The following is a 17,704-nucleotide window of genomic DNA, read 5'->3' as shown; positions in this document are numbered from 1 at the left end:
GGCTTTGACTAACGTGGCACCTGTGACCACCGATGATGAGCGTGACGCTCTGGCGCGGGAGCTGCTTCGTCTGAGCCTTCCTGAACTGGTGGACGTACTCCGTCGTGTGCTGCCCGCTCACGCGGAACACGGCACCACCATGCCCTCTACGCTGGTCCTCGCCGAAGTCTCCCGGCCACCAGGCGGAGACTCGTCATCGGCTCAGCCCTTCATCGAGGCAGTCGCCTGGCCGGACCGGGACTACTACGACGGTGACTTCGGGCCGAATGCGGCGAATCTCGAGCAAGGCAGCTGCCCCGACTGCGGCCTGGAGGCGACGTCCACGGCCAAGCTCGCCTTCTGTCCGCTGTGCGGGACACTCTGCCGGCTCACCTAGAGCGGCTCGCGTCGGTGGACGCCGACCGGCTCAGGGAGGCGTAGTCGGGCAGCTCGAAGTGGCCGCCCGCCATCTTCTCCCCCATCTTGGCCATCGACCTGAGCAGGAAGCTCCGCTTGAACAACTGGTTGCGCAGCCACAGACCCTTGCGGGTGCGCGGTGCCAGGAAGGGCCCGGCGTTGTTGCCGTCGGCGGCCTTGATGAACGGGCGCATGGTCTTCTCGTAGCGCTCGAAGGCCGTACGGTGGTCGGCCTGGCTCAGCTCGCCCGCCAGCACGTAGGCGCCGACCAGGGCCAGGCCGGTGCCGACGCCACCGAGAGTGTTGGCCGCGGCGGCGTCGCCGAGCAGCACGATCCTGCCCTTCGAGAAGCGCTCGATCGCGACCTGGGCGATGGCGTCGACGTACACGTCCTTCGAACGGGCCAGCTTGGCCAGGATCTCGGGCACCCGCCAGCCCCCATCGCGGTAGGCGTCGATCAGGATCTGCTTCTGCTCGGCCGCCGAGTAGCGGTCGTAGGTCAGCTGAGGCGAGGCGAAGCAGAAGAAGACGGGCGCCTTGGGGCCGCCGATGGAGACGAGCCTGCCCGGCTCGTTGTACATCACCGGCTCGTCCACGACACGCTCCATGTCCACCAGCGCGTAGTAGTGACCCATGTGCTTCACGTAGTTCGACTCCGGGCCGAACGCCAGGCGGCGCACGTTGGAGTGGATGCCGTCCGCGCCGACGACCACGTCGAAGGTCCGGGGCGCGCCCTTTTCGAACGTCACCTGGACGCCCGAGGCGGTCTCGGTGAGCGAGGTGATCGAGTCGCCGAAGATGTACTGGCAGGTGTCACGAGTGCGCTCGTAGAGGATCTCCGCCAGGTCGCCGCGGAGAATCTCCAGGTCGCCACCGGTGAACCAGCCCGGCATGACCGTGATCCGCTTGCCGTACGAGTCGATGACCGTCTGGTCGGTGCCCCCGGTCTGGCGGCGCTGGATCTCCTCCAGGATGCCCATGCGGCGGAGGAGCTCCATGTGGGTCTCGCCCTTGAAGTCGATGGCCTGGCCGCCGGTGCGGAGGGCTGGGGCCTTCTCCACAACGGTGACCTGGGCGCCGGAGCGGGCCAGCCAGTAGGCGAGGGCGGGGCCCGCGATGCTGGCGCCGGAGATGAGGACCGAGGTGTGCTTGTTCGTCATGGCTCTACCTTCGGAAACCCCGCTGACGACTCACCGACCATCCGCTGACGACCGCCTGACCCCCGACGTCCGTGCGGGGTGGCTCTGGTGCGTACGCAGCCGGGCCTCGGCGTGCTTGCGGAAGGCGGTGACCAGGCGATTGCGGTCGCCGGCCCGGGTGGCGAGGACGACCTGGCTCGGCTCGACGTCGCGCAGCGGGATGGTGGTCAGCCCGGGGTGCAGGCCGGTGGCGTAGTCGAGGGGCGGGCCGATGGCCACAGCGGCGCCGGCGGCGATGAGCTCGTGCTTGTCCTCGAGGTCCTCGACGAGCGGGCCGTCCGGGGCCGGGCTCCCGTCGGGGCGCGGGTCCACGCGCCAGTAGGCGTTGAGCAGCGGATCGGACTGGCGGACGTGGGGGATCGGCTCGCCGGCGATGTCGTCGAGGGTGACCCATTCGCGGCCGACGAGAGGGTGGTCGAGCGGGACGACCAGGACGCGGGGCTCGTCGTAGAGGACCGTGACGTGCAGCTGGTCGGTGGCGAACGGCAGCCGCGTGACGACCGCGTCGACGCGATGGTCGAGGAGCGCCGCTCGTGAGTCGTTCCAGGCCAGCAGGCGGGTCTTCACCTCGGCTTCCGGCTCGGCCTTGCGCAGCGCGCGTACGGCGGGGGTGATGAACAGGCCGCGGGTGTAGCCGATGGTGATCTCGCGCGGCCGGGCGGCGGCCCGGGTCTGCGCCATGGCCTGGCCGGCCGCGCGCAGCAGCCCGGTCGCCAGGGGCAGGAAGACCTCGCCCGCCTCGGACAGGTGGGTGCCGCGCGTCGTACGGTCGAGCAACCGCACGCCGAGCTGCTGCTCGAGCCGCCGGATCTGACGGCTCAGCGACGGCTGGGTGGTGTGCAGGGCCTCCGCCGCGCGGCCGAAGTGGCGATGCTCGGCGACGACGACGAAGCACCGCACCAGTCTCAGGTCGAGGTCGACGGGGGCGGGGAGCACACCAGCAGGCTAGCCCACCTGCGGTGATACGGGGATCGTATTACCTGTTGCGCAACTTTCATTGGACGCGCCGGTGACCGCGAACGCATGGTCGATCTGCCGAGCCCGGCTCCTCAGGCCGGGCGATGACCACCGTTCACGGAGAAACCGAAAGACCATGCAAGCAGACACGGCTCGCCACGACGGCGTCCAGCCGTTCCATATCCACATCCCGGACAGCGCGCTGGCCGACCTGAGAGAGCGGCTGGCCCGGGTACGCCTGCCCGACCAGGAGACCGTGCCGGACGCCGCCCAGGGCGTGCAGCTCGGCCGGCTCCGGGAGCTCCTGCACCACTGGGCCACCAAATACGACTGGCGCACGATCGAGCGGCACCTCAACGACCTCGGCCAGTTCCGCACCACGATCGACGGCCAGGGCATCCACTTCACGCACGTCCGCTCACCGCACCAGAACGCGACACCCTTGTTGCTGCTGCACGGCTGGCCCGGATCGTTCCTGGAGTTCCTGAAGGTGATCGGCCCGCTGACCGATCCGGTCGCGCACGGCGGGGACGCGCGGGACGCCTTCCACGTCGTCGTCCCGTCCATGCCCGGCTACGGGTTCTCGGACATCCCCAGCACCGGCGGCTGGACCCCGGACCGGATCGCCGCCGCGTACGCGGTGCTGATGCGGCGCCTCGGCTACGACTCCTACCTGGCGCAGGGCGGCGACTGGGGCGGCGTGGTGGCCACCCGCATGGGGAAGCAGCGCCCTGACGGCCTGCGCGCCGTCCACCTCAACTTCCCCGAGTTCCTCGCCCTGCCGCCGGTCGGCGACGAGCCGACCAGGGAAGAGGCCGCGGCCCTGGCCCAGGGCGAGGCGTTCGCCCGCGTCCACTCCGGCTACCACCTGCTGCAGCGCACCCGGCCGCAGACCATCGGCTACGCCCTGACCGACTCCCCGGCCGGTCAGGCCGCCTGGATCTACGAGAAGTTCCTCGACTGGGCCGCCCCCGGCGCCTTCACCCTGGACGAGATGCTCGACCATATCTCCCTGTACTGGCTGACCGGGACGGCCACCTCATCCGCCCGCCTCTACTGGGAGTACGCCCAGGAGCCGCTCGGGCTGACCGAGCTGGACCTGCCGGTGGGCGTGAGCGTCTTCCCGAACGAGCTGACCCGCACCCCGCGGATCTGGGCCGAACGCGCCTTCCACGACCTGCGCTACTTCAACGACGACATCCCCGCCGGCGGCCACTTCGCGGCGTTCGAGCAGCCCGGCCTGTTCGTCGAGGAGGTACGCGCGTTCGCGCGGGCGATCGGGGAGTCCGCATGAGGTGGGTCACGTACCGCTCGTCCGACGGGTCGGAGCGCTGCGGGCTGGTGCAGGGAAACAAGATCCTCGGCCACACCCCGGGAATGACCTTGCTGGACGTGCTGCGCTCCGGTGAGGGCCTGGAGGCGGCCGCCGCCCTCGTGACGTCGAACCCGGCCGAGATCGTGGACCTGGCCTGGGCGGACCTCCTCGCGCCGATCCCGGTGCCGCCCTCGGTCCGCGACTTCGCCGCCTTCGAACGGCACGTCGCCGGCGCCGCCGGCGGCACGATCAGCCAGGTCTGGTACGACGAGCCGATCTTCCACTTCTCGAACCCGGCCGCGATCCGGGGCCCGCGCGACGACGTCCCCGTCCCGGCCGCGACCACGGCGTGGGACTACGAGGTCGAGGTCGCCGCCGTCATCGCCGACGACTGCTCCGACCTGGACCCGGCCACCGCCGAGGACCACATCGCCGGGTACGTCGTCTACTGCGACTGGAGCGCCCGCGACCTTTTCGCCCGGGAGATGGGCTTCGTCTTCGGCCCCTCCAAGAGCAAGGACGCCGCCACCAGCCTCGGCCCGTACCTGGTCACGCCCGACGAACTGGAGCCCCACCGGTCGGGCAAGGGCTACAAGCTCGCGATGAACGGCTACGTCAACGGCGAGCTGTACGGAGGAGGCGGCTGGGACGAGATCCACTGGTCGTTCGGCGAGCTGCTGGCGCACGCGTCGCGGGACACCACGCTGCGGGCCGGCGACATCATCGCCAGCGGTCCCGTCGGCACCGGCTGCATCCTGGAGCTGGCCGGGCGGCGCGACTACCTGGCGCCCGGCGACACCGTCCGGGTCGAGGTCGAGCAGCTCGGCGCGGTCGAGGCGCGGATCGTCGCGAAGGGCGACACGCGCGTACCGGAGATGAAGATCTCGCGGAGCATCCTGATCGCCGCTCCCGCCGCCGCCGTGTTCGACGTGATCGCCGACCCCCACCGGCACCACCACTTCGACGGGTCCGGCACGGTCGCGGGCACGATCACCGGTCCCGCCCGCCTCACCCTGGGCGCGGAGTTCAGCGTCTCGATGGTGCTGTTCGACGTGCCGTACGAGGTGACGAACACCGTGGTCGAGTACGAGGAGAACCGCCGCATCGCCTGGGCGCACCCGGGCCGGCACCGCTGGCGCTACGAGCTGGAGGAGGCCGAGGGCGGCACCTTGGTCACCGAGACCTGCGACTTCACCACCTCGCCGCAGGGAGAGCGCGTCGCGGGATCCGCCTGGGGCCGGCGGGATGCCGAGGCCATCGAGAAGACCCTGCCGCGGCTCAAAGCGCTGGTCGAGAACGGCCGCCTTCCTGGCAGGCCATGACATCGGAGAGGAGTTTTGTGAAGATCGGCATCGGACTTCCGAACCAGGTGCGCGACGTCACCGCCGCGACCATTCCGCGCTGGGCGGCCCTGGCGGAGGAGGCCGGGTTCTCCACGCTCGCCACGACCGGGCGGTACGCGTACCCGGGGGTGAGCGACACCGTCGCGCTCGCCGCGGCGGGGGCCACCACCACGATCGGGCTGCTCAGCGCGGTCCTGCTGGCCCCGACGTGGCCTGGCGCCCTGCTGGCCAAGGAGGTCCGTTGATGGAGCCGGAGGCGATGCCCTGGCAGTCGGCGGGCACGCCGGTGCCGGCCGCCAGGGACAGGGGCAGGAAGATCAGGGCCATACCGACGCCGATGACGACGGACGGGCCGAGGATGTTGACGAGGTAGCTGCCCTGGGGTCCGGACAGTGCAAGCAGAGCCATGCCGACGGTGGCGTGATGGCGCCGAAGACGACGGTGAGGCGCATGCCGCATTTGTCGACCCACTGGCATCGGGCCACTCAGGGCTGCCTCTGGCTGCATATCCCTGAAATGCAGAAGAGGCCCCGGAGGGCCTCTGAGCTGCTGTTCTGCTGGTGGCAGGTCCAGGGTTCGAACCTGGGTAGGCTGAGCCGACGGTTTTACAGCGCGTGACCATTCCAGGTTGCCCGACGCTCTTGACCTGCGCCGGAGCCCGCTCGCCCGGCCCTGATCGTCAAGATCATTGCACGCATATTGCACAGCGGCCTTTCTGCCCGTGCGGCGCCGCACGCTCCTCCCCCGTCCGCGCATCCCGTATGCCCTCGACCCGCTGCGGAGCAGCAGCAGGCCGGCGACGGAGGGGCAAGCCCGTCTTCGCGTGTACGTCAACCGGTCGCTGTTCCTCGGTCATCGGACGCCAGGGGTCACAGACGGGCTTGAGCCGTAGGAGCTGGTCTGCTGGGCTTGCCCGGGTCGATGGCAGAAGGGACGCGCGGACTCCTACCTCAGCCACCTACGGCCCGCACTCCTCAACTTGGCGGTCATCCCGGAGCCGGAGCGCCCCCGCCGGAGGCGTCCTTTCGAGACTCGTCGCGGCGCTTCTTGAACTCGTTGAAGCGCCCGGTAAAGACGTACAGGTAATCCATCAGAGCTTCGGCCAGGTCGAGCGCATCTTGTGCGTCCTGGCGAGCTACCGGGCGGCCCGTATAGTGTGCTGCTTCGTTTCCAAGCACTCGTAGCTCCTGAGCCCACTCGAGTAGTCGGCCTTCAATCAGCCCCTGGCGCTCCATCTCTTCGAGTGCACTGACCAGGTTCTTGACCTTGATGTTATGGTCGGTACACACCCCTTCTAGGGCGCGTCGAACCATGACGACAGTGGCCGTGTATGCGTTGGCGTTGAAGCATAGTTGCGCTTCTTGGTGCTCTCTGCGCAGATCATGGGGGATGGCGCGTGAGCGATCTTGCCCTCTTTGATCTGAGTAGGGCCAGATCACGTCTGCGCGCGTGGACCGTACGACCTCTTCCTCTGCGTAGTCGTCCCAAATGAGCTGCTGGTAGAGGGCTACGGGCGCGAAGCAGTTATTGCAGGTGGCGATAGCTAAGCGGATCTTTTGCTCGTCGTTCTCACCGGTTTGGCCAGTCACGAACTCCGCACGCTCTTCTGCGGCCTGGTCCTCGGCGCACGCCCAGCAACGAATCTCGTATTGGAAGGCCGATGTCACGATGACACCGTAGCGAGAAGTGATCGCTGGATGACAGTAGTTTGCAGCGATGCGGTTCGAGCCGTCGGCGGCCGGGACCGGCCCCCAGGCCGCATGCCCGGCCGCCGAGCGGGCGAGGGGCCGCGAGGCGGCGCGCAGCGCCGCCCTTGATCCCTATGAGAGCAATTCGGCAGCTCTACAGCTCTGGAGTCAGAGCCCGCTGTATCGCATCGTGCATCGTGTCCACATGCGATCGACGCAAGGTCCCATCTTGCTTCAATCCCCAGACGGTAAAACCCTCAGTATCCACCTGGGTCACCTCGTTCTCGAACTTACCTTGCGAGATAAACCGCACCCAAAGTTGACCCGCTACGTTGCGAACGGGGCGGATAGAGAGAAGTTTGCGACTCGTCTTGTCCGCGAGAAGGTGGGAGGCCGTCGTATCTAACGCAAACACGTGATCCCCCGACCAGACTAAGAAGTCGGGGTAGAAAGTGCGCGTCTTCCCCATAGTAATTAGCGGAATCCCATATCCGCTACGACTAGGGTTCCGACACCAGGGAAGGCCGAACCCATCTAAGGCGCGGGCGAATGGTAACTCTAAGCTAGGGTTCAAGTCGCTGTAGCCGTCATGCAAGCTGTTCTCGAACGTTTCGAGACTGTCCGCCCGCACGAACATCGCCCCCACTTCGTAGGGATTTGGCTTTTGCTGTTTTAGAACGACATTGTCTACGTAAGCGTCTACGACGTCAGCCGCGACTCGCACCACATTCGCATACGCCGGCGAGCCAAATCCCACGAGAGCATCGAACTTTCCTTCGTGAGTCATGGCAACGCCCAAAGCGCCTTGGAAGCGTCGACCAACCTCCCTGCAGAAGACCCACCTCGCAGACACTTGGTTGGTGTGCTCAAAGTCCTCCCACACCAACTCAGGCTGACCAGAGGTAGTTTCTCCCACGGCGCGCTGTACGATGCTGCGCCCGCCGGTTGCCCGAGTGTTCCTCCCGTCGTCCTTCCGGTAGTCCGCGAGTGTCTTCATGATTTTTGAGATAGGCTCTGCGGCATACGAGGCGTCAATTGCGGTCTTGTAAATATACCCTCTTTCTCGTGGCTCTAATGACGTGACGGCAGCTTTGCCAGGGCCGCTCGCCATAAGACGTACCTCTGGCGCTTCTGCCTTTAATTTCAGCGCTACCGCTGACAGTATCTCACTGAAGACGTTTCGCTTGTCCACGCGCACGTAGAAGTGTGCTGTGTTCAACCGCTCGGCCGTATAATGCTGCGCACCTGGTTGCCGAAGCAGGCGGCCGATTACCTGCTCGATTGCTACATTCGACTCCATACTTTTGTCAACGTATGCGAAGTAGCAGCGAGGGTCATCCCAGCCCTCTTGAAGGCTGAGGTTGAAGATGACGTGCTCATAATCACCCTCGGCAAAATTGACATAATCCTTTTCACCTCCCGAGAATAGGTTGAATTCGACAGGAGGGGGAAATTGCCGGTCGAACTTGAGGGAGCAGTAGACAGCGACCTTAGCGGGATCGACTTTGCACGTTTCTACAAGGTAGCGCCATATTAGGATCGGTGGCGCTTCCCGTGCGACGAAGGGCCGCTTTGGATCATCCGTGCGCTGCGCATCGCCTTCTACGATGTTGGTCTTGCACACATAGATCGCTTTGGGAGATTCGAGCTTTAGGAGTTTCGCCTGAGCCGCGGCGTCCCTCATGTCAGCCAGCATGGCGGAGACAGTCTCCTCCATGGGAGCCTCATAGCCAGCCAGCAGGACAGTGCTCTTTATTAGGCCCGCCTCGACCACTGCGGTAGGCTCTATCGCAGTGACGAGGTCTTCGTCGCTCCAGCCTTCTTTCTTGAGTTCATTGATCTCGTCCGAGAGACGTGAAGGCAGTCGCATGGTTGCGCTAGCCACCAAGAACGCGTCGGGCTGCAATTCCAAGAGAAGACTGGTTTGCTGGTCCGATAAGTTGTGACCCTCGTCGTATACGATAATGAGTGGCCTGCGAACATCCTCTGAATTGAGGCGGACCTTAAGCAGGTCCCACGTGCTTGATTCTGCCGTATCTATGTCACATTTGAATATTAGGCGGTCGCCGCGTTCCTTATCACGCTGATTAAATGTCCCCACTGTAGCAAAGAAGAGCGATGCACTCGTGGCGCCCCTTACGATTTCCGGATCATATTCAGCCAGCGTTGCTACGTTCGTTTCCCCTAATAGGTGGTGATACTTGCCCCCAGCCGATAAGTTGGCGAGCGATTGTTCTACTACCACACGCCCCATACTGAGCCATAAGACGACCGGCGCGACCGGGAGGGCGGCAGATATCCCGGCGACAGCATCGGCTAGGATGACTGTCTTACCAGAAGCGGTAATCGAGGCGAGCGCCTGAAAGAACGGAACTACGCGTGATGATGTAATCTTGCCGCGCATAGGCGGATCTGCGTAGTAGCGAGCGAAGCGTTCCACGATCCTCGTAGAGGCCGCCTGCTGAAAGTCTTTTAGCTCAAGCATGTACACCCTCGCGTGTAGTGCCGTTAATGCGATACTCTGGGCTTATTCTTCGCTGAATGGTTCGCCGCGGAGGTCGAGCCCGAAATCCCTGAGAATCCTGTCCGGGATTTGATAAAAAATCACATCATCTGTCTGGAAGAGATACAGACGTGCGTACACGTGGTACAGAGGCTTAAGCTCAGCCGCCACAGCCTCTTCTACTAGCTCCTCGTAGACATCTTCAGTTAGGTTAGTGTTTTGATCAGGGCCATCCCAGATTAGGAAGAAGCCCTCGTTCTCACTATTGCGCCCTACCAGATAGCGGTACTTCCCAGGCGTCTCATAAGTGAGACCTGGTCCACGGCGCCGGTTGGAATCGAAGTGTGAAGCAATGACGGTGTCAGTCATCTCTCCACGTTCCATGCCAAGAAGAGCTGTCGCATCCACCTTACGATCGAGTGTCATAAAGCGGAAACCGCCGCCTAGTGGTTCCTCCCTCCCCCGATGCCACTTGCCCTGAGCCGCTCGCTGAAGGCGGTTCGAAAGCAGAGAGCGTGCGTAGCTGTCCCCGCGCTCTGGCCGACCCTGCTCGATCGCAATGAAGCGTCTACTAGCATTTGTTTCGCTGTTGAGATAGAGAACAGCGTGCCCAGTGGTACCTGAACCAGCGAAAGGATCTAGGACGAGCCCATCCGGGGGGCACCACAGGTTGATGATTTTTTCGATCAGCTTGAGAGGCTTGACCGTATCGAACCCATGATGCGGTCCCACCACCGCGTCCAGTTCGCTAATGCCGGTCTGGCTATGACCTGACTCCTCGTGTCTCCAGGACACGGTACCCAGTACAGTCAGCTCTGGTTCGAAGTCCTCATGTGCCCAGAACGTCATGGGAATACGTCCTTGCTTGACGTCTTCGAGATAATTTTTCAGCTGGGGTCGCCCAGTACCTTGGAGTCCGAAGTAGAGTTGAGGCCAGACGCCGGCCTCCAAGGCTTCTTCTGCCGCCCTCCTGGCCTCAGGAAGAGACGTCTTGAGCACTAAGCCTTTAACACGAGGAACATCGGACGCCTCAATCCCGATGATCTTTGCTCTTTCAGCGGCATCATCGAGATCCTTAAGTTCGTATTCAGATCCCCACTCCTGGATCCAAGCTAGGAGCTGTCTCTGTGCGGTCCGCCAGCAGCATCCGGGTTGTGGGTAATGCAGTTCCCCAGTAAACGGCGACTGGATTGCGTACACCATGGTCTGGTTCTTGATTGCTTTCGAACCCGACGCATCCTTACTCTTCCAGAGCTTGGGGTCGCCATCTGGTGACTTGTATCGGTCGTTCATTTCTGCCGTACGAGGCAGCAAGGCAGTATGAGTACGGGCCTCGTCTTTAGCGTACACAAGAACATACTCAGTAGCTGTACTGACATGCCGCTTGTCGTTACGAGGAGCGTACGATTTCTGCCAATTGATAATTGCTAAACGATTCTGTTCGAAGAAGAGCTCGTCAAGCATCTGCCCAAGTCGAAACAGCTCTCTATGGTCGATGCAGACGGCAAGGACTCCTCCAGGCTTGAGCATTGACTTCATCATCTGCAGCCGGGGGAGCATGAATTTCATCCACTTGGAATGCCGGGCACCATCCTCGGCGCTCACAATGTCGCCTAGGCCCGGGTCGTTGGGATCCGTATCCCAGCGATCGTTATAGCGGAAGTCCCGTCCCGTGTTGTATGGCGGGTCAGCAATAATGAGGTCAACTTGACCTCTTTCTTTGTAAAGCGTCGCCATCGTCTGGAGATTGTCCCCCTCGACGACCAGATTCTTCGCGCGTTCAGTTTCAGGGCCGAATCCGTAAGTCTTGAGCTCACGCAGGACCCGAGGGCGGACTTTACGACCAATCTTGCGGGCGTTACTTTTTCCAGGAAAGCTTATTCGAATTCCTGCCTCTTGCTGAGCCTGGATGAGCTCAATGAGCTCTGCACGGGTTAGTTCGTCTAGGGTGGGGCTATCGATGAAGGGGGTGCCGGGCTCGCTCATGTTTGCCAAGCTTAGGTCTAGCCACCGACAGTTTGGGGGTATTCAACCGTTTCCAAGTGACGGCGACTGGTCACAAGATGATCACGGAGAGAGGCTCTCCCGACATGAATCGGAGAAGTTGCTGGTAAGGGCGTATATGTGAGGATCACCCGTGAAGCTGGACGACGCCCGGAGTGGTTATGGCGCAGCACATCGAGGCCCGTGTCACTGCTAGCAGCAGAGATGAGGCCGACCGGATCTGTTCAACCCTTGTGGCGCGTCGCTTGGCTGCGTGTGCGCAGGTAGTTGCACCTATCTCTTCTACCTACTGGTGGGCTGGTGAGGTTCAGCAGGCGGAGGAGTGGTTGTTGCTCATGAAGACGACCGCCGATCGCTTCGAGGAGCTTGCGGCATGCGTGCGTGAGCTGCACTCCTACGAGGTGCCTGAGATCGTCGCAATTCCGATCGTGCAGGGGACGCCGGACTACTTGGAGTGGATCAGGCGGGAGACGGCCCCAGAGCGCGGCGAGTAGCGCGTATGTCGCCGAGTAGTTCGCGGGCGGCATGGTCGGGCCGGGCGGCAAGGGCCTTCTCCACCTTGGCGAGGTGCTGCATGCCCCAGGTGGATTCGGTGCGCTGGGCCGCTTCGAGGGCGCGGCGGGCGTAGGCGACTCCCTCGGTCACGTCGCCGATCTGGAGCTGTGCCTGTGCGATGTCGGCGTAGACGACGGACACGCGCTTTTGGTCCTCGTCCTGGCCGAGGGCGGCAAGGGCGGCTTGGCCGGCCTCTGTCACGTGCTGCTCGTCGCCGAGCCGTACGTAGGTCGAGAGCTGGAATGCAGCCATGCGTCCGGCGTCGAGAAAGCGGGTCCATGCGCGCTCACGGTGGGGCCGGGCACGGGTGTGGGCTTCCTCAGCTCGCTGCAACAGTTCGACCGCCTGGCCGTCGCCGAGTCCGGCCAACTCTTCGGCTTCCCGGGCCAGCAACCACGCGCGCGTTGCGTCGTCGCCTTCGGCCGGGAGGAACTGCTGGGCGCGTCGAATGTGCTCGACGGCCTCGGGGCCGGTGACGGCGTACGACCGGTAGGCGTACGTGCATGCCTGGATGACGCGGTGCCCGCTCTCCTCGGCGGCCAGGGCGGCAACGCGCTCGAATGAGGCCGACTGCGCGGGCTGCTTGAGGTCCCAGGCAATCCAGGACGCCAGCGTTGCGGCTTCGCCGGCTGTTGCCGCCAAGCGGCGCCGGTAGCGCTCGGGCGGGCCGCTTTGAAGCAGGGTGCTCAACTCGTTGATGTGCGTCGTGAGCCCCTGGTAGATGGCTCGGGCGGGCATGACGTATTCGAGCCGGTGGAAGCCGATGGTGCGCGCTTCGAGCCGTTCAATCGTGTCGTCGTCGAGCATCTGCGGCCCCCTCAGCGCACGGGAAAGGCGCTCCCAAGGGTCCGCGATGGAGGCCGCGGTTTCGGCGGTCATTCCGGCCGCGAGGAGCAGCATCGTTCGTCGGTCCATACGGGCATCCAGCCTTCCCACTACCCAGGCCAGCGTCAGAAGGTCGACATCCCATGGGTCGTCAGTTGGACGCGGGCCGATCACCACGCCTTCGACGCTAAGGAGCTGACTCGCTGGCATCCCATCCCGAGAAGGGATAGCGCGACGGGATGAGGCGGCCTCGATGATCTGGGAACGGCCGGAGGCGCGGGGGGCGAGTCCGAGAGCGAGCCGGGCCGGGTCGGGCATGCGCAGTCCATCGGCGATCCGCTCGAACACATCCAGTGCGGTGACCTGCGCGCTTCCGCGCATGATCTCGCTGACCTTGCCCTGGCTGAGATTCACGGCAATGCCAATGCGAGTCTGACTCACGCCCGCGTATTGCCTGATAAGCCGGAAAACCTGCCCGATGTTCCGTTTCTTCAGGGCGTCGAGCATTTCGGGGCGCTGCCAGAGGTCGGGCGGGATCATGACCGGTTCCGCCGCTTCTGCGGGCATAAGGCGCTTCCCCTTGCGTCTGCTTGACTGCCTGTATTTCCAAGCTTCCGGGTTGGGGTTAACCCGTCAAGGGATATCGGCATGCCCGGCCGGAATATCGGCGCGGGATGGGTTGAGCGACCTGCAATTACGACCCTTGCCCCATGGTTACGGAGACGGAGAGGTGCGGGGCCTGCCGGGGGAAGGGCTGGCGGCTTGTTCGGCGGGCGTCGGCGGATGCCGAGTACCGGCTCAACGGCATGATCGTGGAGCTGTCCACGGTCGAGTGTTTCGAGTGCTCGGGCTCGGGCCGTAGGGCGGTAGCGTCATGAGCGCCGATCGGCTCGTGGCGGGCCGTCGCCCCCTGGCCGTCACCGCTGCCCAGTGCGCCGAGCGGCTGCGCCTGGAACTGGAGCAGTACGGCGTGACCGCCGACGTCCACGAGGGGTACGGGCTGGCGCTGGTATCGGTATGGGTCGAACTGGTCGTCTGGACCGATGGCCACTGGTTCCGCTGGCGCTCGGGCCGTACCTCGACCAGCGGGCGGCCCGTCTACGCCTTCGCCCCGGCCTCCGACGTCGTCACCGCCGCGCGCCGGGTGGCTCACCGGTACGGGCAACTGCGCCAGCAGTACCCCCGTCCGCCGTACCTGGCGGGGGATGCCTCGTGAACGACCTCGACGAGCCGGACCGCCTGCACAGCGCACACGTCCCAATCCGCCGGGGATACTTCCGCAAATTGGAGTGGTGGAAGCCCACACCTGCGCAGCGGGTCCTGGTCCTGGCCTGGACGTGTGACTGTCAGGCCAGGTTCTACGAACTGTGCCAGTCCGGCGGGCTGGCCTACATCCGCCGTACCGTCCAGAAGGACGAAGAACCGGAGATCGCCGAGACTCACCGGTGGTCGGTCCGGCAGGGCTGGGCGACCTGGTTCGACCTGCTGACGGGTGAGGTCCGTTAGGGGCCGGCAGTCCGCTGCCCTTGGGTTACGGGCTCCTGTCGGCAATGGGCCTTCGCACGACACACCTGCACTGCTAGCCTGCTTGGCTAGACAGGCATGTTGAATGCGGGGCTCTGATGTCATTTGAATACACTCCTCCCAAGTACGCCCAACTCATCGCCGAGCTTGAACGGCGCATCGAATCAGGCGAATATCCGCCCGGCTCACCGCTGCCGAGCGAACACCAACTCATGGCCGAATTCGGCATGGCGCGGCCCACGGTGGTCAAGGCGCTGGGCGTACTCCGAGATCAGGGGTGGATCGTCACCCATCAGGGCAAGGGCCGATTCGTACGCGGCCGTCCCGCCATCGCCTCCGGACGGCAGGTCCGCACGGGCCGGGAACTGCTCGACCGCAAAGAGACCCGGGTCGGAAGCTCGCTGCTGTCCGCTGGGCCGGTGCCAGCCCCTAACCGCATCGCGGCCTACCTCGACATCACGCCCAAGTCGGCGGTCGTCCTCCGCAGGACCCTCGTCACCCGCGACGACGAAGCATCTGAGATCTCCTCCACCTGGGTGCCGGCGGACGTGGCCGAAGGTAGCCCGCTGGCAGAGCCCGAAGATCTCAAGCAGGGCGTACGGCGCTACGTCGAAGCTGCGGCCGGTGTCGAGCTGGACCACATCGTCGAGCATGTGACCGCACGCAACCCCACTCAGGAAGAGCGCGACCTCCTCGGCGTCAAGACCTCGGCCGCTCTGCTGGCCGTCTATGCCGTCGCCTGCGATGCGACCGGCAAGCCGTGGGCCGTCGTGGAGACGGTCCTTCCCGGCGATCGTCACGAACTTGAGGACGCCTACCCGATTAGGTAATCCAACTTTCCCGCCCGAACCCACTTGGACTGCTTGACTAGCCAAGTGGGTTCAGTGCTTAATGGAGACACAACTTGGTCAGTCAAGGTGGCTGACCGTACAAGAAGGGAGGGCGGTAATCATGGCTCTACAGGGACCCATTCCGATCAGCTTCGGCCAGATCTTCCCGTACGGCTGCTACGCAGTGGGCGAGGTCGAGCCGGTCAAGGACTTCGAGGCGTCGAGCAACGGTCGCTTCGTCCAGGCGCGGGACAAGCAGACGGGCGAACTCGTCTGGCAGATCCCCGTGATGGACGCTGACCCGTCGCTGAAGGCGGCGCAGAAGACCGTGGCCGTCAAGATCCTCGCTCCGGTCCAGCCGGTGCCCCCGGCCCCGGTTGCGGGCCTGCCGTTCACGCCGGTCGAGTTCGACGGACTGACCGTGACCCCGTACGTCAACGGGTCCGGACGGCTCGCCTACTCCATCAGGGCACGGGAGATGCGCGCTCCTCGCGCTCACGCCAAGGCGGCCAGCAACGGCAAGGAGGCGGCGGCGTGAACTGGCGGCCGTACACGCACCTGTCGATGTCGGTCGATCCCGGTGAGCGTCCCCGTATCGGCGTCTCGTTCTACGGCTCGATCACTGCGGCCAGCGCGCGAGTGCTGGAGTCGGGGCGGCCGTACCTGGTCCTGGAGTCCGGCGAGGCGGACGTGACGGTCTCGGCCACCGGGGCGGCCAGTCCGGTCACCGCCGAAGACCTGGACATCGCCCGGCAGATCTTCAACGCCGCCGCGCGGTACCTGGCCGACTGCGAACGCCTGCACGCCGACCACACCGAACACGCGCAGGCCACCGGCCCGGCGGCCTGACCCAAGGACGGGGCCGCTGGAACTGGCATTCCAGCGGCCCCCCGATCTCTCACACACGCCAATGCCTGAGAGGACACCAAGCCTAATGTTCAAGAAACTTCCCGGCGACGAGGCACGCAACCTCGTCTCCACCACACCAGACACGGCCGTGGTCTTCCGCCCGGCCGTCATGCAGACCCCCGCCATCGTCACCCTGGTGATCTGGCTGTCGCGCCTGTTCGCGGGCCTGGTTCGCCTCGTCGTGCGGCATCCGGTCGCGGTGGCCGTGCCGGTCGGACTCGGGGTCATCTGGACCCTGTACGGCTGGCGCCTGGCCCTGGTCATGGCCGGGTTCCTGCCCTCGGCAGGCCTGTCCTGGGCGCTGCTTGATCGGGCCTCGTTCCTAAGGTTGGTCGGCTGGCCCCTACTGGCCTGGTGGCGGCTGGTCGCCGTCTACCGGCGGCACTGGCAACCGGTCATGGTCGTCTCCGGCCTCGGGCGGCACATCCGGGGCCGCGACTACCTGCCCCGCCTCGTGCGGGTGGAGTGCGACGGCTGGGCCGACCGCGTCTCGGTGAAGATGCTCAACGGCCAGGCCGTCACCGACTGGGCCGACCGTATCGAGCACTTGGCCCACGGCTTCGGCGCGCCCTCCTGCCGGGTGGCGGTCGCTCGGGCCGGGCGGCTCGTGCTCACCTTCCCCCGCCGTGACCCGCTCGCCGAACCCCTGCCCGCCCTTCCGGTTCCCGAGGTCGCCTCGGTGGGGCCGGTCGAGATCGGCCGGTGCGAAGACGGCACACCGCTGCGGCTCAAGGTTCACGGCACCCATGTCTTGATCGCCGGGGCCACGGGCGCGGGCAAAGGCTCCTACCTGTGGTCGACAATCCGCGGCCTCCTCCCCGCGATGCGGGCGGGCCTGGTTCAGGTGTGGGCGCTCGACCCCAAGCGGATGGAGCTGTCCTTCGGGCGTGCGCTGTTCGGCTCCCGGTATGCAGCCGATCCGAAGGAGTGCGCCGACCTGCTCGATGAGGCGGTCTCGGTGATGCAGGAGCGGGCCGACCGGTTCGCCGGCCTCCAGCGCTCCCACACCCCGACGCCTTCCGACCCGTTCGTCCTGGTCCTCGTGGACGAGGTGGCGTTCCTGACCGCCTACCAGCCCGACAAGGGCCTCCGTCAGCGCATCACGGCGGCCCTGGCGACCCTGACGACCCAGGGCCGGGCGGTCGGCCTCGGGGTCATGGCCGCGTTGCAGGACCCGCGCAAGGAGGTCATGAACATCCGCAACCTGTTCCCCGACAAGATCGCGCTCCGGTTGGACGAGTCGGAACAGGTGGACATGGTCCTCGGCGACGGGGCACGCGACCGGGGCGCACTGGCCGACCACATCTCGCCGGTTCCTGAGCTGGGCGCGGGCGTCGGCTACGTCCGTCTCGAAACCAGTCCTGATCCGGTGCGGGTGCGGGCCGCGTACGTCTCCGACACCGATATCCGGGCGATGGTCGCCGAGTTCGCGGAGGAGGGCCGATGATGCGCCTGGCTCACATCCTCGACGGCCTGCGCTGCTCGGGCTGCGGTGCCCTGGATGTGCTGTGGCTCGACCCGGTGCGCGGCATCGTCGAGTGCCACGAATGCGGCGAAAAGGCCGCCGTCATGGTCGACGGTCTCGGCCCGGCCGACCTCCTCGACCCCGCCGGCTCCTGGGACGGTGACCGGTGACCAACCCGCACGACCGCTCCA

Annotated in this window: 18 protein-coding genes; 12 read left to right on the top strand and 6 right to left on the bottom strand. The window is 65.2% G+C overall.

Features of this window, described 5'->3' with window-relative positions; all coding sequences use genetic code 11:
- The first annotated feature begins 22 nt into the window (after positions 1 to 22).
- Complete coding sequence (locus tag FLV34_RS07490; protein WP_147942692.1) at positions 23 to 376, top strand: hypothetical protein; 354 nt, start codon at positions 23 to 25, stop codon at positions 374 to 376.
- Here the strand turns inward: FLV34_RS07490 and FLV34_RS07485 are convergent.
- Complete coding sequence (locus FLV34_RS07485) at positions 369 to 1,556, bottom strand: FAD-dependent monooxygenase (protein WP_147942691.1); 1,188 nt, start codon at positions 1,554 to 1,556, stop codon at positions 369 to 371. The two genes, FLV34_RS07490 and FLV34_RS07485, sit on opposite strands and share 8 nt — an antisense overlap.
- Before the next feature lie 30 nt (positions 1,557 to 1,586).
- A complete protein-coding gene (locus FLV34_RS07480) occupies positions 1,587 to 2,531 on the bottom strand; it encodes a LysR family transcriptional regulator (RefSeq protein WP_142651336.1) in 945 nt (314 codons plus the stop codon).
- A gap of 157 nt (positions 2,532 to 2,688) precedes the next feature.
- Between FLV34_RS07480 and FLV34_RS07475 the strand changes: the two genes are divergently transcribed.
- From FLV34_RS07475 to FLV34_RS07465, 3 genes are read left to right on the top strand one after another with little or no spacing between them, the layout of a single operon-like run.
- Positions 2,689 to 3,846, top strand: coding sequence for an epoxide hydrolase family protein (locus FLV34_RS07475; RefSeq protein WP_142651337.1), 1,158 nt, complete (start codon positions 2,689 to 2,691; stop codon positions 3,844 to 3,846).
- On the top strand, positions 3,843 to 5,189 hold the full coding sequence (locus FLV34_RS43210) for a fumarylacetoacetate hydrolase family protein (protein ID WP_142651338.1): 1,347 nt from the start codon (positions 3,843 to 3,845) through the stop codon (positions 5,187 to 5,189). The genes FLV34_RS07475 and FLV34_RS43210 overlap by 4 nt, the downstream gene beginning before the upstream one ends.
- 17 nt (positions 5,190 to 5,206) lie before the next feature.
- Positions 5,207 to 5,455: an LLM class flavin-dependent oxidoreductase gene (locus FLV34_RS07465; RefSeq protein WP_222709435.1), complete on the top strand. Its 249-nt coding sequence runs from the start codon at positions 5,207 to 5,209 to the stop codon at positions 5,453 to 5,455.
- A gap of 741 nt (positions 5,456 to 6,196) precedes the next feature.
- Here the strand turns inward: FLV34_RS07465 and FLV34_RS07460 are convergent.
- The 3 genes from FLV34_RS07460 to FLV34_RS07450 form a co-directional block, all read right to left on the bottom strand.
- Positions 6,197 to 6,877, bottom strand: coding sequence for a DUF4145 domain-containing protein (locus FLV34_RS07460; RefSeq protein ID WP_168066484.1), 681 nt, complete (start codon positions 6,875 to 6,877; stop codon positions 6,197 to 6,199).
- 175 nt (positions 6,878 to 7,052) lie between these two features.
- Positions 7,053 to 9,338 (bottom strand): hypothetical protein, encoded by a 2,286-nt coding sequence (locus FLV34_RS07455; RefSeq protein WP_222709434.1) that lies wholly within the window; start codon positions 9,336 to 9,338, stop codon positions 7,053 to 7,055.
- Between the two features lie 87 nt (positions 9,339 to 9,425).
- Positions 9,426 to 11,387 (bottom strand): site-specific DNA-methyltransferase, encoded by a 1,962-nt coding sequence (locus FLV34_RS07450; protein WP_147942689.1) that lies wholly within the window; start codon positions 11,385 to 11,387, stop codon positions 9,426 to 9,428.
- Positions 11,388 to 11,566: 179 nt separating this feature from the next.
- Here FLV34_RS07450 and cutA point away from each other — a divergent pair, with 179 nt between their 5' ends.
- On the top strand, positions 11,567 to 11,899 hold the full coding sequence (gene cutA, locus FLV34_RS07445; protein ID WP_147942688.1) for a divalent-cation tolerance protein CutA: 333 nt from the start codon (positions 11,567 to 11,569) through the stop codon (positions 11,897 to 11,899).
- On the opposite strand, the gene FLV34_RS07440 is transcribed toward cutA, so the two are convergent.
- Positions 11,865 to 13,325 carry a helix-turn-helix domain-containing protein gene (locus FLV34_RS07440; protein ID WP_261985694.1) on the bottom strand — a complete coding sequence of 487 codons (1,461 nt, stop codon included), beginning with the start codon at positions 13,323 to 13,325 and terminating at the stop codon, positions 11,865 to 11,867. The genes cutA and FLV34_RS07440 overlap by 35 nt on opposite strands.
- Positions 13,326 to 13,659: 334 nt before the next feature.
- Between FLV34_RS07440 and FLV34_RS07435 the strand changes: the two genes are divergently transcribed.
- The 7 genes from FLV34_RS07435 to FLV34_RS07405 all read left to right on the top strand — a co-directional run bounded on the left by FLV34_RS07435 (position 13,660) and on the right by FLV34_RS07405 (position 17,683).
- Positions 13,660 to 14,001 carry a hypothetical protein gene (locus FLV34_RS07435; protein WP_147942687.1) on the top strand — a complete coding sequence of 114 codons (342 nt, stop codon included), beginning with the start codon at positions 13,660 to 13,662 and terminating at the stop codon, positions 13,999 to 14,001.
- The gene (locus FLV34_RS07430; RefSeq protein ID WP_142651341.1) at positions 13,998 to 14,291 is read left to right on the top strand and encodes a hypothetical protein; all 294 of its coding nucleotides are present in this window, start codon (positions 13,998 to 14,000) and stop codon (positions 14,289 to 14,291) included. Before FLV34_RS07435 ends, FLV34_RS07430 begins: the two co-directional genes overlap by 4 nt.
- Before the next feature lie 116 nt (positions 14,292 to 14,407).
- Positions 14,408 to 15,139 carry a GntR family transcriptional regulator gene (locus tag FLV34_RS07425; RefSeq protein ID WP_142651342.1) on the top strand — a complete coding sequence of 244 codons (732 nt, stop codon included), beginning with the start codon at positions 14,408 to 14,410 and terminating at the stop codon, positions 15,137 to 15,139.
- A 121-nt stretch (positions 15,140 to 15,260) separates the two neighbouring features.
- Positions 15,261 to 15,677, top strand: coding sequence for a plasmid replication, integration and excision activator (locus FLV34_RS07420; protein ID WP_142619338.1), 417 nt, complete (start codon positions 15,261 to 15,263; stop codon positions 15,675 to 15,677).
- Positions 15,674 to 15,988, top strand: a complete 315-nt coding sequence (locus FLV34_RS07415; RefSeq protein WP_142651343.1) for a hypothetical protein — start codon at positions 15,674 to 15,676, stop codon at positions 15,986 to 15,988. Before FLV34_RS07420 ends, FLV34_RS07415 begins: the two co-directional genes overlap by 4 nt.
- Positions 15,989 to 16,073: 85 nt before the next feature.
- A complete protein-coding gene (locus tag FLV34_RS07410) occupies positions 16,074 to 17,495 on the top strand; it encodes an FtsK/SpoIIIE domain-containing protein (RefSeq protein WP_147942686.1) in 1,422 nt (473 codons plus the stop codon).
- A complete protein-coding gene (locus FLV34_RS07405) occupies positions 17,492 to 17,683 on the top strand; it encodes a hypothetical protein (protein WP_147942685.1) in 192 nt (63 codons plus the stop codon). The genes FLV34_RS07410 and FLV34_RS07405 overlap by 4 nt, the downstream gene beginning before the upstream one ends.
- Positions 17,684 to 17,704: the final 21 nt, after the last annotated feature.

The sequence above is a fragment of the Microbispora sp. CSR-4 genome, from assembly GCF_008033685.1.
Taxonomy (GTDB): Bacteria; Actinomycetota; Actinomycetes; order Streptosporangiales; family Streptosporangiaceae; genus Microbispora.
This window is presented reverse-complemented; position numbering and strand designations above follow the sequence as displayed.

Bases quoted from the DNA above. Each gene is read 5' to 3' on its own strand.
- FLV34_RS07435 (WP_147942687.1), top strand. From the start codon at position 13,660: ATGAGCGCCGATCGGCTCGTGGCGGGCCGTCGCCCCCTGGCCGTCACC.
- FLV34_RS07405 (WP_147942685.1), top strand. From the start codon at position 17,492: ATGATGCGCCTGGCTCACATCCTCGACGGCCTGCGCTGCTCGGGCTGC.
- FLV34_RS07440 (WP_261985694.1), bottom strand. From the start codon at position 13,325: ATGATCCCGCCCGACCTCTGGCAGCGCCCCGAAATGCTCGACGCCCTG.
- FLV34_RS43210 (WP_142651338.1), top strand. From the start codon at position 3,843: ATGAGGTGGGTCACGTACCGCTCGTCCGACGGGTCGGAGCGCTGCGGG.
- FLV34_RS07450 (WP_147942689.1), bottom strand. From the start codon at position 11,387: ATGAGCGAGCCCGGCACCCCCTTCATCGATAGCCCCACCCTAGACGAA.
- FLV34_RS07410 (WP_147942686.1), top strand. From the start codon at position 16,074: ATGTTCAAGAAACTTCCCGGCGACGAGGCACGCAACCTCGTCTCCACC.
- cutA (WP_147942688.1), top strand. From the start codon at position 11,567: ATGGCGCAGCACATCGAGGCCCGTGTCACTGCTAGCAGCAGAGATGAG.
- FLV34_RS07420 (WP_142619338.1), top strand. From the start codon at position 15,261: ATGGCTCTACAGGGACCCATTCCGATCAGCTTCGGCCAGATCTTCCCG.
- FLV34_RS07485 (WP_147942691.1), bottom strand. From the start codon at position 1,556: ATGACGAACAAGCACACCTCGGTCCTCATCTCCGGCGCCAGCATCGCG.
- FLV34_RS07475 (WP_142651337.1), top strand. From the start codon at position 2,689: ATGCAAGCAGACACGGCTCGCCACGACGGCGTCCAGCCGTTCCATATC.
- FLV34_RS07425 (WP_142651342.1), top strand. From the start codon at position 14,408: ATGTCATTTGAATACACTCCTCCCAAGTACGCCCAACTCATCGCCGAG.